Raw genomic sequence first — 17,930 nt, forward strand, 5'->3', positions numbered from 1 at the left:
GACAAAAGTTGTTTTGAAGCCGGTGCGCAAATTGCGTTACATTGAGGCTTCAGACTTTTGGAACGCGTTTATGCTATTAAATTTACAAGTTTATAATTAATACATTTTTAGCATAAAGAGGTTGGAACTGCTATAGTCCCAACCTCTTACGCTATTTGCGGTTAAAAGTACCAGCCATAGGGCACTTGATTGCTAATTTGATCGATAGCTAATTGATGCTGTTTGTTGTACATCTTGGGTTGCTCAGACAGTGGGACAAATTTTAGCGACAATGTCTCGTCACCGTCGGCAATGAGTGTACCACCAACTCTTTCAACTTCAAAAAGAAACATTGGAATTTGTGCTTTGTCACCTGAAGGGAACGTATGATGAAAATTGGTATCAACACCAATTAATGCCTTAATTTTAACATCAATACCGGTTTCTTCTTTATATTCACGAATGAGTGATGTTGGGGCAGATTCACCTAAATTCTGCATACCACCAACAAGACTCCAGCCGATTTCGCCGTCACCACGTTGCTCCATGAGAACTTTTTGATGCGTCTCATCAAACAAAACACCAGCAACACCTGGCATAATAATTTCCTCATGGCCAATTTTTTTACGTAAATTCTTAAAGTATTGTTCCATAACCATTAATGGCAGCCTCCTAAGTTAGTGTCTAAGTTCATCATAGCATACCGGTGGGAAACTTAAAAAAGGCTGATATTATGGTACAATTATGGTATCTATTTTATATGAGGAGAAATGCATGATTACATCATTTTTAGTTCTGGAAATTACGGCTATTGTGACGTTTCTATGGGCAAAAAATTTAAGGCTTAGCAAATTAGATTGGTTGGCAGTTGGTATTGTTACTGTCATGAATGCTATTTTTGTGTATTGGTGGATGCCAGTGCCGACACTATCACAATTAGTAATACCAGTGGCAATTGAAACCACGCTAATCAGTATTTGGTCGGTGATTACTGGTGCATCGTCTGTCCTAGTTGAGCGAGTGACGAATGGTAAACGTTCATTTAGTGTACAGGGCATTACTTTTTGGCCATTTATTATTCCGTTTGTAGCTATTGGTATATCAGTATCTGCAGGCGTATCAAAGGCACTAACTGTGCGACCAATGTATCATTCTGTCCAAGCAGAACACCATAAAGAAGCACCGTTGACTAAGGACGATCAGCCAATTGCTTTGTCAGCACAAGCAGCAAAAAATATGATGAAAAAGGCTTTCTCACAAGTGCCAGATTCGTCAATGTATGAATTAGGTGATTTATCGGCACAATATATTAAAGGAAAGCCATATTATGTAGCGCCAGTAGAATTTAATGGTTTTGTATCATGGTTTATGAATCGTGAATTACCAGGTTATTTTATCATTTCAGCAACTGATATTAATGACACAGCACACTTCGTGAAAAATGATATGGCTTATTCTGAAACGAGTTGGTTCTCGCATAGCATTGCTCGTAAAATTTATATGGCTAATCCACGATATCAACAAGTTGGTGAGCCAATTTTAGAAGTTGATAATCATGGCAAAACCTATTGGGTACAAACCCTATTACGTGTTCGATGGGCTGGTCAATTATTGTTTGATAATATTCATGTTGCAATTACTAGCGCAGACAGTGGGCAAACAAAAGTTTATAAAACAAATGAATTACCAAAATGGGTCGATGTTGGTGTTTCACCTGAGGCAGCAACCTTAATGAATCGAACATATGGTAATCCATATGCATTTAATTTCCGACACAAAAATCAAATCAAACCAACTGAGAATGGTTCTGAAAGTGGCGTGACCCCTATGTTTAATGTTAATGGGTCATTGGCATATTTTGATGATTTTACAACGGTACGTTCAAATGCGGATTCGGATAAGGGCTATTCACTAGTAGACACACGAACTGGTCAATTACGGTTCTATACCGGTAAAAATGTTGGTATCATGGATTCTGAAGGTGCGATGAAAGTTGCTAAGCAGTTACATCCACAGAATAAATGGCATGGCTCGAATCCAGTTATTATGAATATTGATGGAACTCCAACTTGGGTTGTTTCGATGATGGATAATAACGAGCGTTTCCGTGAGTATGCCTATATTAAAGGTGCTGACCAGAATGTTATTGGTGAGGGTGCCAATGCATCAGACGCACTGTCATCTTACCGTAATGCCCTTGCTGGTAGCGTGCAGTCAGCAGCCGCAAGTGATCAAAAGGTTAAAATCAAAAAGGTTAGCGGTAAAGTCTCTCGCGTTAATACTAATGCGACGTTAAATAGTAAACAAGTTGTTGTCTTTAAGCTGACCGATGATCAAACGCTGTACACTTTGGATCCTTCACAAAGTCAAACCGCTCTGTTAATGCAGGCAGGTGATCAAGTTGATCTGAAGGTTAAGTCTATTAAGGGAGCTGCGGTCGCTAATGTTGTTTCAATAACAAATGAATCATTGAAGTAGGAAGAATTTTATGGGAAAAGGAACAATTAAATCAAATGATTTTGCTCGTGGTGCAGCAAAAAAGGGTAAGGTAACTGCTGATCAAAAAAAATCAGCACGACAAGCTTTGCTCGCGCAAGCAAAACAAAAAGCACAAAAAAACAAACATTAAGTGCTGAGAAAGGATGGCGTTATGGCAAGTTTTGCAGAACGTATGCTTGATGAATTATCGAGTGGACAGTTAGATGCGGCAAAGAAATCTTTTGCATCATCTTTAAGATATGATGATGATGACACAATTTATTCGTTGGCTGAAGAACTCTATGGGTTAGGCTTTTCTAACCAAGCTAAGCGTGCCTATAAGAAATTACTAGATAAATATCCAGATGAAGATCAACTACGGACATCATTGGCTGATATTGCGATTGATGAAGATAATACAGATCAAGCATTGATGTATTTGTCAGAAATTTCAAAGGATTCAACAGCTTATATTGAATCCTTATTGGTTGCGGCAGATTTGTATCAATCAGAGGGATTGACAGAGGCTGCAGAAGATAAGCTGCTGACGGCATATCAACAAGATGCAGAAGAACCAATTATTCAATTTGCGCTCGCTGAATTTTATTTTGCGACAGCAAAGTATCAGACGGCAATTCCGTATTATCGCCAACTTATTAAAAATGGTGAGCGTTACTTCTCAGGCTTGGATATTGTATCGCGAATCGGTGTTGCGTATGCGTTAGTTGGTAATTTTGATAATGCGCTCGGTTATTTAGAGCAAATTAACGATGCTGATATGACGCCAGATGTGCGTTTCCAGCTAGGTTTGACTTATGCCACAAATCCGGAGAATCAACAAAAGGCAATTAAAACTTTTACTGAATTGCGTGATATTGATGCATCTTACGTTGGTGTATATGATCCATTAGCTCAGCTCTATATACAAACACATGAGCCTAAAAAAGCATTACTTACTTACCAAGAAGGTATTGCTGTTGATCCTTTTAATATCAAGTTCTACCAAGAAGGTGCTAAAATTGCAGCTGAATTAGATGAGAATGAACAAGCGAATGCGCTTTATAAAGAGGGACTAGCTAATAACCCTGACGATTCAGTTCTTGTGACAAGTTATTCTGATTTCTTGGTACAAACGGGAAATGATATTGATAATATTAATCTGCTAAATGATTTCTTTGATGATGATGATACTGATGTAAATCCACAGCTTTATTGGAATTTGGCACAGAGTTACACAGCATTAGAAGACTTTGAAATGGCAACCAAGTATTGGCATGCAGCATTGCCATTCTTTATGGATAAGCCTGACTTCTTGAAACCAGCCTATTATTATTTCAGAGATGAAGGTGAACGTGAACTTGCGCTGCAAGCCTTGCAACAATATGTCAAATTAGTACCTGAAGATTATGATATGGTAGCAACTTTACAAGACGAATTTTAAAAATACAGATATAGCATACTTTTTTAATGATGGTTATCATCGTTGGAAATGTATGCTATTTTTATGTGTTTTATGCTGTTTGTCACGGTGTGTTTAAAAATGTATAATATGATTATTAGAAATTAATAAGATATAGAAATGAGGATGGACAATGGACGCTTGGCATTTGTCAAAACGTTTAGCTGCAGTGGCTGATTTTGTTCCCGATGGCGCTCGAATGGCAGATATTGGATCAGATCATGCGTATTTGCCAGCCAATTTATTATTAAATAAACATATTTCATTTGCCATTGCTGGAGAAGTTGCACCGGGTCCACTTGCTAATGTTGAAACGGAAATACAGCGTCATCGCCTTAGTGATGTGCTAATGCCACGTTTAGCAAATGGATTGGCAGCAATTAAAACAAGTGACTTAATTGATACCGTCGTTATTGCCGGTATGGGTGGTCGCTTAATTTGTCAAATTTTAACGGATGGCGAATTGGACAAATTTCGATATCATCGGCTTGTTTTACAACCAAATATAGATACAGATTTGGTAAGAGCGTGGTTAGCTGAAAATAGTTATCATTTGGTTGATGAAGCTGTCGTTGCAGATGATGGTCATTACTATGAAATATTAGTTACCGAACCAGGAAATGTAACTTATTCTTTGCAAGAGTTAAAATTTGGTCCCTACAATTTAACGGAGCCTTCACCAGCATGGTTAGAAAAATGGCAACGAGAGGTCGTACGTATTCGTCATATTATGAATAAACTTGAATTTGCTGGTCAAACAGAAAGTGACGCTTATCAAGAATATGGCAAGGAAGTACAGACGATTATGGAGGCGATTGCGTATGCTAGCATGTGAATTAATGGCACAAATTGAGACGTATGCGCCGAAGTCTTTAGCCTGGGAGAAAGATCCAATTGGCTTGCAACTGGGTGATCCCCAAAAAGAAGTTCGTCGGATCATGACGACTTTAGATGTTCGACCAGAAGTCGTGGATGAAGCTGTTGACAGACATGTTGATTTTATTTTTGCACATCATCCAATGATGTTTCATCCCGCTAAAAATTTGGACCTGTCAGTGCCACAAAATGCCATGTATGCCAAGTTAATTAAGCATGACATTGTCGTTTATGCAGCACATACTAATATGGATGCAGCCGCGAATGGTATGAACGATTGGTTGGCTGCAGCATTACAACTTAATAATGTGCAACCATTAATACCAAATGCTGATGGTCAAACTGGACTTGGTAGAATTGGACAGTTAACCAAGCCCCAAACAGTTAAAGAATTTGCAACTTTTGTGCGTGATTTATTTCAGGTTAAAGCTGTGCGGGTTATTGCAAATGATTTGCAACGACCAATTCAACGTATTGCTGTTTTAGGTGGTGACGGTGGGGATGACTATCCAACGGCAATCGCTGCTGGCGCTGATGCCTATGTCACAGCGGATTTTTATTATCATACAGCACATGATGTTTTGGCTGATGATTTTGTAGTTATTGATCCAGATCATCATATGGAGGCGATTGCTAAAAAGCATATGGTAAATTTGATTACTGATTGGCAGCAAGAGAATAATTGGGTCATAGATGATGTATTTGCATCAACAATTAACACTGACCCATATACTTATATTTAATAAAAAAAAGAGGTGCAACATGACAGAAGAACTTTACCCTAATTTAGTTGATCGTTTTATTGATTACGTTAAAATTAATACGCAATCAAATGAAAATTCAACGACAATTCCATCTGATCCTAAAGAAGTCGCATTCCTAAAAGACTTGGCCAATGAATTAAAGACGATTGGTTTGGAAAATGTGCGGACAATGTCCGATGGTTATGTATTTGCTGAATTGTCAGCAAATATCGATAAGCAAGTGCCAACGATTGGGTTTATTTCGCACGTAGATACAGCTGATTTTAATTCAGAAAATGTGCAACCACAATTTGTGACAGATTATGATGGCCAATCAGAAATCAAATTAAACGAAGATTACTCGCTAACAATTGAAGATTTTCCATCATTAAAGAAATATGCGGGTCATACATTAATTACAACTGATGGAACAACATTATTGGGTGCAGATGACAAGGCTGGTGTTGCAGAAATTGTATCGGCTGCAGAATATTTCATTGCTCATCCAGAGTTGAAGCACGGCAAGCTTGTATTTGCATTCGGTCCTGATGAGGAAATCGGTATTGGGGCAGATAATTTCCATGTTGCAGAATTTGGGGCAGATTTTGCTTATACGGTTGATGGTGGACCACTTGGTGAACTAGAGTGGGAAACTTTCTCAGCTGCTTCGGCAGTTGTTGAAATTCAAGGACGTAATGTGCATCCTGGAACGGCTAAAGATACAATGGTAAACGCTTTGCAGGTTGCTATTGATGTGCACAATGCGCTACCAGCTGGCGATCGTCCAGAATTAACAGAAGGTCGTGAGGGATTCTTCCATCTATTGAGCTTATCAGGTACTCCTGAAGAAGCACGAATGGACTATATTATTCGTGACCATGATCGACAAGAATTTGAAACCCGTAAAGCACTGATGGGGCAAATTGTTGATCGCTTGAATAGTGAATTAGGTACAGATCGTATTACACTCACTTTAAAGGATCAATACTACAACATGGGTGAAATTCTTAAGGACGATATGACACCAGTTGATTTGGCAGCTGAAGCAATGCGTGAATTGGATATTGCGCCAATTATTGAACCTGTGCGTGGTGGTACGGATGGCTCGAAAATCACCTTCTTGGGGTTGCCAACGCCTAACCTATTTGCCGGGGGTGAAAACATGCACGGACGTTATGAGTATGTTTCAACGAAGGTAATGGCTCAAGCAACCGATACAATTATTAAAATTGCGACTTTAAATGCTGAAAAATAAGCTAAGTATAATTTAAGACATTAGTGATATCGTACTTAATAATCAGATTGGGGGAATTAAATGTTTTTTCTAATTATTATGTTGATCATTGGTCTCTGGTGGTGGAAGAGTTCACGGCGCATTAAGCAGGTCGTAGCTAGAGTACAAGATCAATCATCTTTTCAAACTAAGCAGCAAACAACACATCATGAGAATGTCTTTGATGGTGAATTTGAAGAAATCAAATCAAACCATCGTCAATAATTGTTAAAAATAAATTAAGCGTCATATACTATATTTTGTGGTATGTGGCGCTTTTTTCTGATAAACTGAATGAAAACATCGTTATTTTAATGAGATGTTTATCATAAATTTGGGTGATAAGGGGAGTTCAATCAAATGGAAAAGTTGTTGATTGCAAACCGAGGTGAAATTGCGGTGCGGTTAATACGTGCAGCAAAAGAACTCGGTATTAAGACGGTTGCTATCTTTGCAAAAGAAGATGAATTTGCGGTTCATCGTTTTAAGGCTGATGAAGCATATCAAGTCGGCGAAGGAAAAGCGCCGATTGCTGCATACTTAGATATTGCAGATATTATCCGTATTGCAAAGCAAGCAGGTGTGGATGCAATCCATCCAGGATATGGTTTTCTATCTGAAAATGATGAATTTGCTGCTGCTGTTGAAGCTGCTGGTATTAAATTTGTTGGGCCTAAGGTCGAACACTTAAAAATATTTGGTGATAAGATCATCGCCAAACAAATTGCAATTAAGGCTGATGTGCCAACAGTTCCAGGTACAGACCATCCCGTTGCTGATGTTGCTGAAGCTTTAGCATTTGGTGAGACTCATGGTTATCCATTGTTTGTTAAGTCAGCAGCTGGTGGTGGTGGTCGTGGTATGCGTGTGGTAGAACACGAAGAGGAGCTAAAAGAAGCTTTTGAACGTGCCGCATCTGAAGCTAAGCAAAGTTTTGGTAAGCCAGATACATACTTGGAAAAGTATTTGCGTGATCCAAAGCACGTTGAGATTCAAATTTTGGCGGATGAACAAGGTGAAGTGATGCATCTGTTCGAACGCGACTCATCAATTCAACGTCGTCACCAAAAGATTATTGAATTTGCACCAGCGGTTTCAGTTTCTGTGGCTATGCGCCAACGTATTCAAGATGCTGCATTACGGTTGATGCGTAGTGTTCACTATCAAAGTGCTGGAACAGTTGAGTTCTTAGTTGAAGGTGATAATTTTTATTTCATTGAAGTTAACCCACGTGTGCAAGTTGAACATACCGTGACAGAAGAAGTGACGGGTATTGATATTGTAAAATCACAATTATTGATTGCCCAAGGATATGGCTTGCATGAGGCACCATTAAGTATTCCTGAACAAGATCAATTACACGCAGTTGGTGTGGCCATTCAATCACGTATTACAACAGAAGATCCAGCAAATAACTTCATGCCTGATACGGGTAAAATTGACTGGTATCGTTCGCCAGGTGGTACAGGTGTTCGTTTGGATGCGGGAAATGTTTATGCAGGTGCCACGGTGACACCTTATTTTGACTCGCTACTTGTTAAACTGATAACACATGGATCTGATTTTGCTGCTGCAGTTGATAAAATGCAACGTGCATTAAATGAATTTGTTATCCGTGGTGTCAAAACAAATATTCCATTTTTGAAAAACGTTTATGCTCACCCAACATTTAGAGCAGCAGATGCACCAACAACATTTGTCGATAACCATCCAGAACTATTCGAAATCTTGCCAGACAAAGATCCAGAGCGTAAAGTATTGCGGTATGTCGCTGAAACGACTGTTAATGGCTTCCCTGGTTTAGATCGTGATCGACCAAAGATATATACCACAACACACTATGAGTCAACGCAGCAAACAACACTACCTGAGAAGTTAGTAACGGCTAAGGACGTTTTAGATGCTAAGGGACCAGATGGTGTCGTTGATTGGTTAAAGCAACAGGATAAAGTATTGCTGACGGATACAACGATGCGTGATGCTCATCAATCATTATTTGCGACACGATTACGTACCAAGGATATGGCAGCAATCGCAGCTGATTCACAACTTGCCTTACCAAACTTGTTTTCAAGTGAGATGTGGGGTGGAGCAACTTTTGATACAGCTTATCGTTTCTTAGGTGAGGATCCTTGGGAGCGTTTACGTATTTTGAGAAAGAAAATGCCACGAACACTAACGCAAATGTTGTTCCGTGGTTCAAATGCGGTTGGCTATCAAAACTATCCAGATAATGTTCTAGAAGAATTTATTAGATTATCAGCTACTAATGGTATGGATGTCTTCCGTATTTTCGATAGTTTAAACTGGTTGCCACAGATGGAAAAGTCTATCCAGTATGTCCGCGATAATAATAAGTTAGCAGAAGTCGCAATGGCTTACACGGGTGATATTTTAGATCCATCAAGGACGAAATATAATTTAAAGTATTATACGGACTTTGCACAAGAATTAGTTGATGCGGGTGCACACATCATTGCCATTAAAGACATGGCTGCACTATTAAAGCCAGAAGCTGCTTATCAATTGGTAAGTGCGTTGAAGGATAAGGTTGATGTACCAATTCATTTACACACCCACGATACAACTGGTAACGGTGTATACACTTATGCACGAGCCGTTGATGCAGGGGTTGATGTCATTGATGTTGCGATGTCAGCATTCTCAGGTGCAACATCACAACCATCAATGGGTGCAGTCTACTACTCTTTGACAGGACATGATCGTCAGCCAGAGTTAGACATTCATGCAGCCAATCGAATCAATGATTACTGGACTGGGGTAAGACCATATTACCGGGACTTTATGAGCGAAACAGCTGGTACGCAGACGGATATCTTTGAGGTCGAAATGCCGGGTGGTCAATACTCTAATTTGCAACAACAAGCGCAGGCATTGCGTCTGGGAGATCGTTGGAACGATGTTAAGAAGATGTATGTGACAGTTAATCAGATGTTTGGTGACATTATCAAGGTAACCCCTTCATCTAAGGTTGTTGGTGACATGGCATTGTTCATGGTGCAAAATGATTTAACGCCAGAAAAGGTGTTAGCTAATGGACAATCAATTGATTTCCCACAATCGGTTATTGATTTCTTTGCTGGCGATTTGGGTCAGCCGGTTGGAGGATTCCCAAAGGATTTGCAAAAGGTTGTTTTGAAGGGACAAAAGCCGATTACAGTACGTCCGGGTGAATTAACGGCACCGGCTGATTTTGCAACTGAAGAAGCAGCTTTGAAAGAAAAAATACACCGACAACCAACCGCTGAGGAAGTCATTTCATATATTCTCTATCCAAAGGTCTTTTTGGATTATATGGCTAATAATGATAAATTTGGTCCAATGACTGTACTAGATACGCCAACCTTCTTCCAAGGCATGCGCTTAGGTGAGCGTATTGATGTTAAAATGGGTGAAGGCCAAACGGTTATCTTCCAACTTGAAGAAATTGGTGAGCCAAACGTTGATGGTATCCGCACATTGTACTTTGATGTGAATGGCACACCACTTGAAGTTGATGTTCAGGATGCAAGTATTCAAACAACGACTGTTGTTCGTCGAAAAGCTGAACCATCAAATGAACATGAAATTGGTGCAACTATGGCAGGAAGTGTCTTGTCAGTCAATGTTGAAAATGGTCAAAGTGTCAAGCAAGGTGACACGTTGCTTGTTACTGAAGCAATGAAGATGGAAACGACTGTTCAAGCACCATTTAATGGAACCATCAAACAAGTTTATGTATCTGCAGAAGATATGGTAGACGGTGGTGACTTACTTTTGGAGATTGAGCCAGCCTAGCATTAAACAACAAAAAAGAGTAAAAGGCATTCTACTAAATGACTAACGAAACAGGCTTGCTGCCTAGAAAAAAATTCGTTATATTGGTGTAAGAGCTTTTTGCTCTTTTTATTTATAAAAATTTAGCAAGATAAGGAGATCATCATGCAGCCGTGGTGGCAGAAAAAAATTACTGTGGGAGCGGGGATGGTTGGTAGTCTCCTATTAATCTTACAAAGTGTTTTAGGAACAATTGTTTGGCCAACGTATAAAATTAGTCAATTTCCTCTGGCGATGTTAACAGCCAAGGGAACGCCTTATGAATATGTCTTTAAAACATTACAATTAGTTGCTGGTGGCTTGGTATTAGTTACGCTCATTGCACTCATTAGATACGCCTTAGCAACCAAAAAAGCGACATTTGATCGAGATTTAAGGGTGTTAACTCTTTCTTGGTTAGTTTGGCTATTGTTGCAATTTGTATGGCCCATTTCAATTGACGTTGCGATTACGACAACACCCGTGTCGATACGTGATATTGTATTTGGTTTGCTAATAATTATTATGGCATTTGCAATGATTCAATTAGGAAAATCAGCAAGAAAGAATCGTTTCGAATCGCTCCGCAACGCATTGACATTACTAGGTATTCTGTATGTTTTATTTAATTTCCTATCTTATGTCGTGACGTTGTTGGGATGGCCAATTCATGGCTTTTTAGATGTGATGGCCAATGATATATTGGCAGTGGCAATGGGATTCTTGAGTTGGTATTTTATGCGACTAGCGGAATCTTAATGATCAAAAGAAAAATTTAATTTTTTTGGTTCAAAATGCTTGCTATTTATTGAAAATGTGTGTAATATAATTATTTGTAATTTACTAGCTATATTGTAACGGCGCAAGCTTGGGGATTAGCCCAATGCAGCTAATCCTGTCGTTCAAATTAGTGGTAGGGGGCACCCTACAAATAAATTCAAGGAGTTATGTTAATGCGCATTAACATTTTATTAGAAGCCGCCGAAACTGGTGAGCGTATCTACTTGACTTCTAAGAACCGTCGTAACACGCCAGACCGTTTGGAGTTAAAGAAGTATTCTCCAAAGTTGCGTCGCGTTACTGTGTTCAAGGAGGTAAAGTAATCATGGCTAAAAAGTCAAAGATCGCTAAGGAAAAGAAGATCGAAGCAACTGTAGAGAAGTACGCTGCAAAGCGTGCTGAACTAAAGGCTGCTGGTGATTACGTTGGGTTGTCAAAGTTGCCTCGCAACGCTTCACCTGTTCGTATCCACCGTCGTGACAAGATTGATGGTCGTCCACGTGCATACATGCGTGAGTTTGGTATGTCACGTTTGAACTTCCGTGACTTGGCACACAAGGGTCAAATTCCTGGTGTTAAGAAGGCTTCATGGTAAAATTTTTACCATAAAGCAAAAAGAGTATCCGCTTTATTGTGGATACTCTTTTTTTGCATAAAAATGTTTTTTAAAGCAGTTAATCAGCAAAACTTGACACCAGGGTATACAATAGAAGTATATTTTTATTGCGAGGTGTGAAAAGAGATGTTACAAAAAAAGGTTTTAAATAAGCTTCTTGCAAGTGCGTTTGATATGCCAATCATGGTGACATACTGGGATGGCAAGACTGAAAATTATGGTGATGGGCTGCCACAAATTCATATTACATTCAATAAGAAACTTGATTTAAAACGGATGGCGAAGGTGCCAACATTAGAGGTAGCTGAAGCGTATATGAAACGTGATATTGAAATTGATGGTAGCATTCAAGATCTTGTCACCGCAGCGTATCGACAAGCAGATAGCTTCTTAACCGATCAAAGTGGGTTTACAGGATCATTGATCAGCAAGTTTACTTCTTCGCATGATAAAGAAACATCTAAAGAAGATATTCAAAGTCATTATGATATTGGTAATGATTTTTATAAAAAATGGTTAGATGATACGATGACTTATTCATGTGCCTACTGGGCGCGTGATAATATGACGCTTGAAGAGGCACAAATTGCCAAAGTACATCACATTTTGGATAAGTTAAATAGTGAACCAGGCAAGACATTGCTTGATATTGGTTCAGGTTGGGGAACGCTTATTATTACTGCTGCCCAAGAGTATGGGTTAGAAAGTTACGGTGTGACGCTTTCTGAGGAGCAATATGCCTATACCTTGCAACAAGTAAAGGAATTAGGCTTGGAAGATAAAGTACATGTTATGCTAAAGGATTACCGTGACATTGACCAACAGTTTGACTATGTCACGTCTGTGGGTATGTTTGAGCATGTTGGTAAGGAAAACTTGGGTGAGTACTTTAAAGATGTTGCGAAATATTTGGTACCAAATGGTCGGGCATTAATTCATGGTATTACAGGGCAACATTATGGGGCAGGTGTGGATCCATTTATTGAAAAGTACATTTTCCCAGGTGGTTATATTCCAAATATAGCTGAGAATGTGACACACGTCTTAGACGCTGGCTTGCAATTGGACGATATTGAACCATTGCGGCGACACTATCAAAAAACGCTAGAACACTGGACTGAGAATTATCATAAAGTTTATGATGAAACGATTAGTGAATATGGCGAAGAATTTGCTCGTATGTGGGATCTGTATTTGCAGGCTTGTGCAGCTTCATTTGAAGCCGGTAACATTGATGTCATGCAATTCTTAATGACAAAGGGTGCTTCAGGTCAAGGATTGCCAATGAATCGTGCCTTCATGACAGCCAGAGATTAAATCTTGCATGTATGATAGAATAAAATGATTTATAAAGGTTGGAACAAAAGCAGCTGTTCCAACCTTTTTATGCTAAAAATAATAAGGAAAATAGCGTATGCATACACTCATTTATAAAATTCTCAACGATCGTACATTGTGGGTAACGACAGCGTTGTTCATCATCAGTTTGTTTTTTGGCAACATTCAGTTACAAGACATTGACATGCAAACGATACTTGCATTGCTGTCATTAATGATTGTCATCAACCTATATGAAGAAGAGGGGCTGTTGAAATATATCGCAATTTCAATTATTAGAAAGTGCCAAACCACACGGCAAGTGCAACTAACTGTATTTCTATTAGTTTTCTTTAGTGCGATGTTTTTAACAAATGATGTGGCCATCATCACATTTATTCCTATCTTTGTAGTTATTGCACAAAAAATTCATGTTAAAGCGGTCCTACCAATCATTTTATTAACAGTGTTTGCTAATTTAGGTAGCTCCGTAATACCTTTTGGTAATCCGCAGAATATCTACCTAAGTAGTCATTATCATTTACAAATCGGTTCCTTTTTTCAGATGTCACTACCGCTGGGATTAATTAGTTTGATGCTTGTGCTGCTAAGTAGTTTGTTTTTTCGCTCAGAAAGACTAGAACAATTAACTCTTGATTTACCAGTTATTAGGACCAAACAAACGATTTTGTTAGTTGTTGGTAGTCTAGTTGTTTTAGCGGGTTTGTTACACTTGGTACCCATTATGGTCTCATTATTAGTCAGTATTGTCTTAACTCTAATCATTAATAGAAAAAGTTTTTTGCATGTAGACTATGGCATTATTATTTTGTTTATTGAATTATTTTTAATTGTGGGTGTACTAAGTCGCATACCAATGATTGTCTCGTTATTTAAAGGACTTACGCAAACGGTTAACGGATCATTTATTTCAGGGGTGATACTTAGTCAATTTATTAGTAATGTACCAGCAGCTGTTTTATTGAGTGCATTTACTAATCGCGTATATGCAGTGTATCTAGGTGTTTCAATTGGTGGGTTAGGCACACTTATTGCCTCATTGGCTAATTTGTTGGCATGGCGTCAATATCGGCGACAAGTTGGCGAGAAGAATGACAATTTCTCGCTTAGGTTAATGACTATTAATTTATTATTGCTAATTATTTTTATCTTATTGGGATTTTTAATACTAGCCATTGGATAGAGTGTGACAAAAGCTATTTATGCTATAAAATTTGTACGCTTATAATTAAGACATTTTTAACTAAAAAAGGTTGGAACATTTACTTTTGTTCCAACCTTTATTGTATCCCGAAAGATAATTAAATTTTAACCGTTTGTTACGATAAAACGCTCTTGCTTATGAGCGGGGGTAATGATTTCGTCAATAATGGCCTTGGCCATTGTCTCACTAGTTGTTTGTGAACGTCCCTGTTCATCAAATAGCATGTCATCTTTACCATAAAGTATTTTTGTTGCTAACTCTCCTGGGACAAATAGTTGTCCTGGAGAAATACCAGTCCAGTTAACATTTTTAACGTCCTTTAAGAAATTCAACTCATATAGTTGGTTTTCTGGAATGCTTTGCCAAGCAGCATTGTTTGGATCAGCTTTGATATCATCATAGGCATAGTGGCGTTGCTCACCATTGCCAACAAATGAGCTACCGGCACCCAAAATAAAGATTAACCGTGGTGAATCTGTTTCACGAAGTACAGCAACTAAATGTGCCGCTAAATCTGTATGCAGATAGGCCTGTTCTGGTGCGGTTGCAAAAGCATCTACAACGACATCAAATTGCTCTAAATCAGATTTTGTTAAATTAAAAGCATCGGTTTCGAGAATTTGAATATCGGAACCTAAATTTTGTTTTGCCTTATCGGCATTGCGGACAATTGCTGTGACATCAAGACCAGCGTTTTGAGCAGCTTTAAATGTTGCTGAACCCGCCATACCAGTAGCACCAATAATACCAACTTTAGTCATAAAAAACCTCCCAATTAATAATACTATTTAATTACATTTTATAAGTAAAAATTAAAAAAAGCAAATTGCACAAATCAAAATTATGAAAAATTTCAGTAATAAGCTAAAATAATGAGTAGATGTCTAATTATATAAGTATCAAATTCGATAGTGGAGATATCATGAATAGTGACATTGCTAAGAACAAAGTGAGGAAAATATATGCGTGCCTATTTTAATTTAGATGCTAATGATTTTCCGGTCACAGTTGAACATATCGGTGCCGAATGGCCACAGGATCAAATTATTAGATATCAGGGATTTCCACACTTTCATTGGTTGCAAACCGAGAAAGGGGTTGGTGACTTTTGGATTGGTGATACACACTTGGTTTTACCAGAAAAAGCAGGTGTATTAGTATCTCCTGGCGTTGCCCATCGCTATGAATCAGCTAATATCAATGAGCCGTGGGAAGTGATTTTTGTGACTTTCCAAGGAAAATTTGCGGATGATTTTAATCAACAAATGATGAATCACGATTATGTCTATATCCCTCCTGAAAGAGGGGTTGAGTTTGTCCAGCAAGTGGAAAAGATTATTGCAACATTAGACTCAAATCCAGTCGATAATGAATGGGTATCAGCTTTATCGTATTATCTACTGTTATCATTGGGACGTGAAGAATCATATCATGTCAATGTTAATCATCCTGATTTTATTCGCTATGTTAAACCAGCTATGACCTATATGTCTGAAAATTTTGCGACGCAATTGACGATTACATCAGTCGCAAAACATTTAAATGTGACACCACAATATTTAGATCGGGTGTTTCAAAAAATTATGCATCTGAGCCCACAAGAGTACTTACTTCAAATTAGGATTAGCCATGCTAAGAAATTATTAGTTTCTCAAAAACATCTGCGCGTTGTCGCTGTTGCCAACGAAAGTGGCTTTCGTGATGCCGCATATTTCAGTCGAATTTTTAAGCGAGAAACTGGCGTAACACCACTTAATTTTAGAAAATGGCAAACATAATGACAAAAAATCAATTTGAAATAAAGTGAGCATAATTTCAATTTGTCCTTTTTTTTGGTTCAAATTAAGCAAATATAATTTTGAAAGCGCTTTATCATTAATAATGTAGATATGCACAGATGTGCTTTGGAGGAATTATATTATGAAACAGGTAAAACAGTACTTGTCCTACGCGGCAGGAGCTTTTGGTCACGATGCATTTTATGCAACATTAAGTACATACTTTATGATGTTCGTGACAAGTCAGTTGTTTAACACTTCGGATGCAGGGTTTAACGACAAGATGATCGGTTGGGTCACTGGTTTGATTGTTGCACTTCGTATTGTAGAAATTATTTTCGACCCAGTTATTGGTGGTGTTGTTGATAACACACGTACACGTTGGGGAAAGTTTAAGCCATGGTTGGTTGTTGCTGGATTAATCAGTTCAATTCTATTGGTTGTTATCTTTACCGACTTTGGTGGATTAAACGTTAGCCACCCAGTACTATACATTGTCTTGTTTGGAATTGTATTCATTACTTTGGATGCTTTCTATTCATTCAAGGACGTGGCTTTCTGGTCAATGTTACCAGCCTTGTCATTGGATAGTAAGAAGCGTGAAAAGTTTGGAACAATTGCTCGTTTCGGATCAACCTTAGGTCAACAAGGTGTACAAATTGTTGTTATTCCTTTGGTAACAATGTTCTCACTAGCATTTGTTGGTTCACATGCTGAAACTAAGACTGGATGGTTCTGGTTCGCAATTGTTATCGCTGTTGTTGCTTATCTTGGTGTTATGCTAACGGTTTGGGGAACTAAAGAAGAAGATAACATCATCCGTAAGAACACTGAAAAGTCAGGTATTAAGGCGATCTTTACTGCCGTAGCCAAGAACGATCAATTGATGTGGCAAGCATTGTCATACTTCTTGTTTGCCCTAGCTTACGTTTCAACTAACTCAATGTTGTTGTACTACTTCAAGTATGTCATGGGTGCAGGGGACAAGTTCTACTTAGTTGGAATCTTTACAGCTATTGAAGGAATTATTGCCGTTGCGATCTTCCCAACATTATCAAAGTTTTTCTCACGTCGTACGATCTTTACGACAGGTGCAATCATCATGCTTGTTGGTTATGCACTGTTCCTATTCTCATCAAATAGCTTGCCATTGGTATTGCTAGCTATTACGTTGTTCTTCTCACCATATCCAATCTTGTTCTTGGTTGTTTTGATGACAATTACTGACTCTGTTGAGTATGGACAATTGAAGTTAGGTGTTCGTAATGAATCAGTGACATTGTCACTACGTCCATTGATTGACAAGTTAGCTGGTGCCTTTGCAAATGGTATCGTTGGTATTGCCGCTGTTGCTGCAGGTATGACTGGTTCAGCAAAGCCTGAAGATATCACTGCCGCTGGTATGCAATCATTTAACTTGTTTATGTTCTATATTCCAATCGCTTTGATTATCATCTCAGTACTTATTTACTGGTTCAAGGTTAAGTTGACTGAAAAGAAGCATGCTGAAATCGTTCGTCAACTTGAGGAACGTTTACGTAAAGAAGAAGCAGAAAAGAATTAATTTAAAAAAGGAATTTTAAAGGTATT

The 17,930-nt window shown here is 38.4% G+C and carries 17 protein-coding genes; 15 read left to right on the forward strand and 2 right to left on the reverse strand.

Annotation, left to right across the window (positions count from 1 at the left end; genetic code table 11):
• Positions 1-161 precede the first annotated feature (161 nt).
• Complete coding sequence (locus tag ACQ4QH_RS03850; RefSeq protein ID WP_439819325.1) at positions 162-638, reverse strand: NUDIX hydrolase; 477 nt, start codon at positions 636-638, stop codon at positions 162-164.
• A gap of 115 nt (positions 639-753) precedes the next feature.
• Between ACQ4QH_RS03850 and ACQ4QH_RS03855 the strand changes: the two genes are divergently transcribed.
• From ACQ4QH_RS03855 to ACQ4QH_RS03915, 13 genes are all read left to right on the forward strand, one after another.
• On the forward strand, positions 754-2,457 hold the full coding sequence (locus ACQ4QH_RS03855) for a hypothetical protein (RefSeq protein ID WP_439819326.1): 1,704 nt from the start codon (positions 754-756) through the stop codon (positions 2,455-2,457).
• Between the two features lie 10 nt (positions 2,458-2,467).
• The gene (locus tag ACQ4QH_RS03860; RefSeq protein ID WP_439819327.1) at positions 2,468-2,608 is read left to right on the forward strand and encodes a hypothetical protein; all 141 of its coding nucleotides are present in this window, start codon (positions 2,468-2,470) and stop codon (positions 2,606-2,608) included.
• A 21-nt stretch (positions 2,609-2,629) separates the two neighbouring features.
• The gene (locus ACQ4QH_RS03865) at positions 2,630-3,898 is read left to right on the forward strand and encodes a tetratricopeptide repeat protein (protein ID WP_166434731.1); all 1,269 of its coding nucleotides are present in this window, start codon (positions 2,630-2,632) and stop codon (positions 3,896-3,898) included.
• Between the two features lie 151 nt (positions 3,899-4,049).
• Positions 4,050-4,751: a tRNA (adenine(22)-N(1))-methyltransferase gene (locus ACQ4QH_RS03870; RefSeq protein WP_439819328.1), complete on the forward strand. Its 702-nt coding sequence runs from the start codon at positions 4,050-4,052 to the stop codon at positions 4,749-4,751.
• Complete coding sequence (locus ACQ4QH_RS03875; protein ID WP_002827340.1) at positions 4,738-5,535, forward strand: Nif3-like dinuclear metal center hexameric protein; 798 nt, start codon at positions 4,738-4,740, stop codon at positions 5,533-5,535. The genes ACQ4QH_RS03870 and ACQ4QH_RS03875 overlap by 14 nt, the downstream gene beginning before the upstream one ends.
• 19 nt (positions 5,536-5,554) lie before the next feature.
• On the forward strand, positions 5,555-6,790 hold the full coding sequence (pepT, locus tag ACQ4QH_RS03880; RefSeq protein WP_040760202.1) for a peptidase T: 1,236 nt from the start codon (positions 5,555-5,557) through the stop codon (positions 6,788-6,790).
• Positions 6,791-6,850: 60 nt separating this feature from the next.
• Positions 6,851-7,033 carry a hypothetical protein gene (locus ACQ4QH_RS03885; RefSeq protein ID WP_002827338.1) on the forward strand — a complete coding sequence of 61 codons (183 nt, stop codon included), beginning with the start codon at positions 6,851-6,853 and terminating at the stop codon, positions 7,031-7,033.
• 135 nt (positions 7,034-7,168) lie between these two features.
• A complete protein-coding gene (locus tag ACQ4QH_RS03890; RefSeq protein WP_439819329.1) occupies positions 7,169-10,606 on the forward strand; it encodes a pyruvate carboxylase in 3,438 nt (1,145 codons plus the stop codon).
• 144 nt (positions 10,607-10,750) lie between these two features.
• Positions 10,751-11,383 (forward strand): hypothetical protein, encoded by a 633-nt coding sequence (locus ACQ4QH_RS03895; protein ID WP_150190733.1) that lies wholly within the window; start codon positions 10,751-10,753, stop codon positions 11,381-11,383.
• A gap of 194 nt (positions 11,384-11,577) precedes the next feature.
• Positions 11,578-11,727 carry a 50S ribosomal protein L33 gene (rpmG, locus tag ACQ4QH_RS03900; protein ID WP_002827335.1) on the forward strand — a complete coding sequence of 50 codons (150 nt, stop codon included), beginning with the start codon at positions 11,578-11,580 and terminating at the stop codon, positions 11,725-11,727.
• Between the two features lie 2 nt (positions 11,728-11,729).
• On the forward strand, positions 11,730-11,999 hold the full coding sequence (gene rpsN / locus ACQ4QH_RS03905) for a 30S ribosomal protein S14 (RefSeq protein WP_002827333.1): 270 nt from the start codon (positions 11,730-11,732) through the stop codon (positions 11,997-11,999).
• Between the two features lie 147 nt (positions 12,000-12,146).
• Positions 12,147-13,337 (forward strand): class I SAM-dependent methyltransferase, encoded by a 1,191-nt coding sequence (locus tag ACQ4QH_RS03910; RefSeq protein WP_439819330.1) that lies wholly within the window; start codon positions 12,147-12,149, stop codon positions 13,335-13,337.
• Between the two features lie 97 nt (positions 13,338-13,434).
• On the forward strand, positions 13,435-14,541 hold the full coding sequence (locus ACQ4QH_RS03915) for an SLC13 family permease (protein WP_439819331.1): 1,107 nt from the start codon (positions 13,435-13,437) through the stop codon (positions 14,539-14,541).
• Between the two features lie 125 nt (positions 14,542-14,666).
• Here ACQ4QH_RS03915 and ACQ4QH_RS03920 read toward each other — a convergent pair whose 3' ends face one another.
• Positions 14,667-15,323: an NAD(P)H-binding protein gene (locus ACQ4QH_RS03920; RefSeq protein WP_131473631.1), complete on the reverse strand. Its 657-nt coding sequence runs from the start codon at positions 15,321-15,323 to the stop codon at positions 14,667-14,669.
• Between the two features lie 201 nt (positions 15,324-15,524).
• Between ACQ4QH_RS03920 and ACQ4QH_RS03925 the strand changes: the two genes are divergently transcribed.
• Both ACQ4QH_RS03925 and ACQ4QH_RS03930 read left to right on the forward strand, forming a co-directional pair.
• The gene (locus ACQ4QH_RS03925) at positions 15,525-16,340 is read left to right on the forward strand and encodes an AraC family transcriptional regulator (protein WP_150190738.1); all 816 of its coding nucleotides are present in this window, start codon (positions 15,525-15,527) and stop codon (positions 16,338-16,340) included.
• A gap of 142 nt (positions 16,341-16,482) precedes the next feature.
• Positions 16,483-17,904 (forward strand): glycoside-pentoside-hexuronide (GPH):cation symporter, encoded by a 1,422-nt coding sequence (locus tag ACQ4QH_RS03930; protein ID WP_150222801.1) that lies wholly within the window; start codon positions 16,483-16,485, stop codon positions 17,902-17,904.
• Positions 17,905-17,930: the final 26 nt, after the last annotated feature.

Origin of the sequence: Weissella paramesenteroides (assembly GCF_051903945.1) — a bacterium.
GTDB lineage: Bacteria > Bacillota > Bacilli > Lactobacillales > Lactobacillaceae > Weissella > Weissella paramesenteroides_A.

Excerpts from the sequence above, each read along its gene's own strand:
- ACQ4QH_RS03850 (WP_439819325.1), bottom strand. The coding sequence starts at position 638 with ATGGTTATGGAACAATACTTTAAGAATTTACGTAAAAAAATTGGCCAT.
- ACQ4QH_RS03855 (WP_439819326.1), top strand. The coding sequence starts at position 754 with ATGATTACATCATTTTTAGTTCTGGAAATTACGGCTATTGTGACGTTT.
- ACQ4QH_RS03860 (WP_439819327.1), top strand. The coding sequence starts at position 2,468 with ATGGGAAAAGGAACAATTAAATCAAATGATTTTGCTCGTGGTGCAGCA.
- ACQ4QH_RS03865 (WP_166434731.1), top strand. The coding sequence starts at position 2,630 with ATGGCAAGTTTTGCAGAACGTATGCTTGATGAATTATCGAGTGGACAG.
- ACQ4QH_RS03870 (WP_439819328.1), top strand. The coding sequence starts at position 4,050 with ATGGACGCTTGGCATTTGTCAAAACGTTTAGCTGCAGTGGCTGATTTT.
- ACQ4QH_RS03875 (WP_002827340.1), top strand. The coding sequence starts at position 4,738 with ATGCTAGCATGTGAATTAATGGCACAAATTGAGACGTATGCGCCGAAG.
- pepT (WP_040760202.1), top strand. The coding sequence starts at position 5,555 with ATGACAGAAGAACTTTACCCTAATTTAGTTGATCGTTTTATTGATTAC.
- ACQ4QH_RS03885 (WP_002827338.1), top strand. The coding sequence starts at position 6,851 with ATGTTTTTTCTAATTATTATGTTGATCATTGGTCTCTGGTGGTGGAAG.
- ACQ4QH_RS03890 (WP_439819329.1), top strand. The coding sequence starts at position 7,169 with ATGGAAAAGTTGTTGATTGCAAACCGAGGTGAAATTGCGGTGCGGTTA.
- ACQ4QH_RS03895 (WP_150190733.1), top strand. The coding sequence starts at position 10,751 with ATGCAGCCGTGGTGGCAGAAAAAAATTACTGTGGGAGCGGGGATGGTT.
- rpmG (WP_002827335.1), top strand. The coding sequence starts at position 11,578 with ATGCGCATTAACATTTTATTAGAAGCCGCCGAAACTGGTGAGCGTATC.
- rpsN (WP_002827333.1), top strand. The coding sequence starts at position 11,730 with ATGGCTAAAAAGTCAAAGATCGCTAAGGAAAAGAAGATCGAAGCAACT.
- ACQ4QH_RS03910 (WP_439819330.1), top strand. The coding sequence starts at position 12,147 with ATGTTACAAAAAAAGGTTTTAAATAAGCTTCTTGCAAGTGCGTTTGAT.
- ACQ4QH_RS03915 (WP_439819331.1), top strand. The coding sequence starts at position 13,435 with ATGCATACACTCATTTATAAAATTCTCAACGATCGTACATTGTGGGTA.
- ACQ4QH_RS03920 (WP_131473631.1), bottom strand. The coding sequence starts at position 15,323 with ATGACTAAAGTTGGTATTATTGGTGCTACTGGTATGGCGGGTTCAGCA.
- ACQ4QH_RS03925 (WP_150190738.1), top strand. The coding sequence starts at position 15,525 with ATGCGTGCCTATTTTAATTTAGATGCTAATGATTTTCCGGTCACAGTT.
- ACQ4QH_RS03930 (WP_150222801.1), top strand. The coding sequence starts at position 16,483 with ATGAAACAGGTAAAACAGTACTTGTCCTACGCGGCAGGAGCTTTTGGT.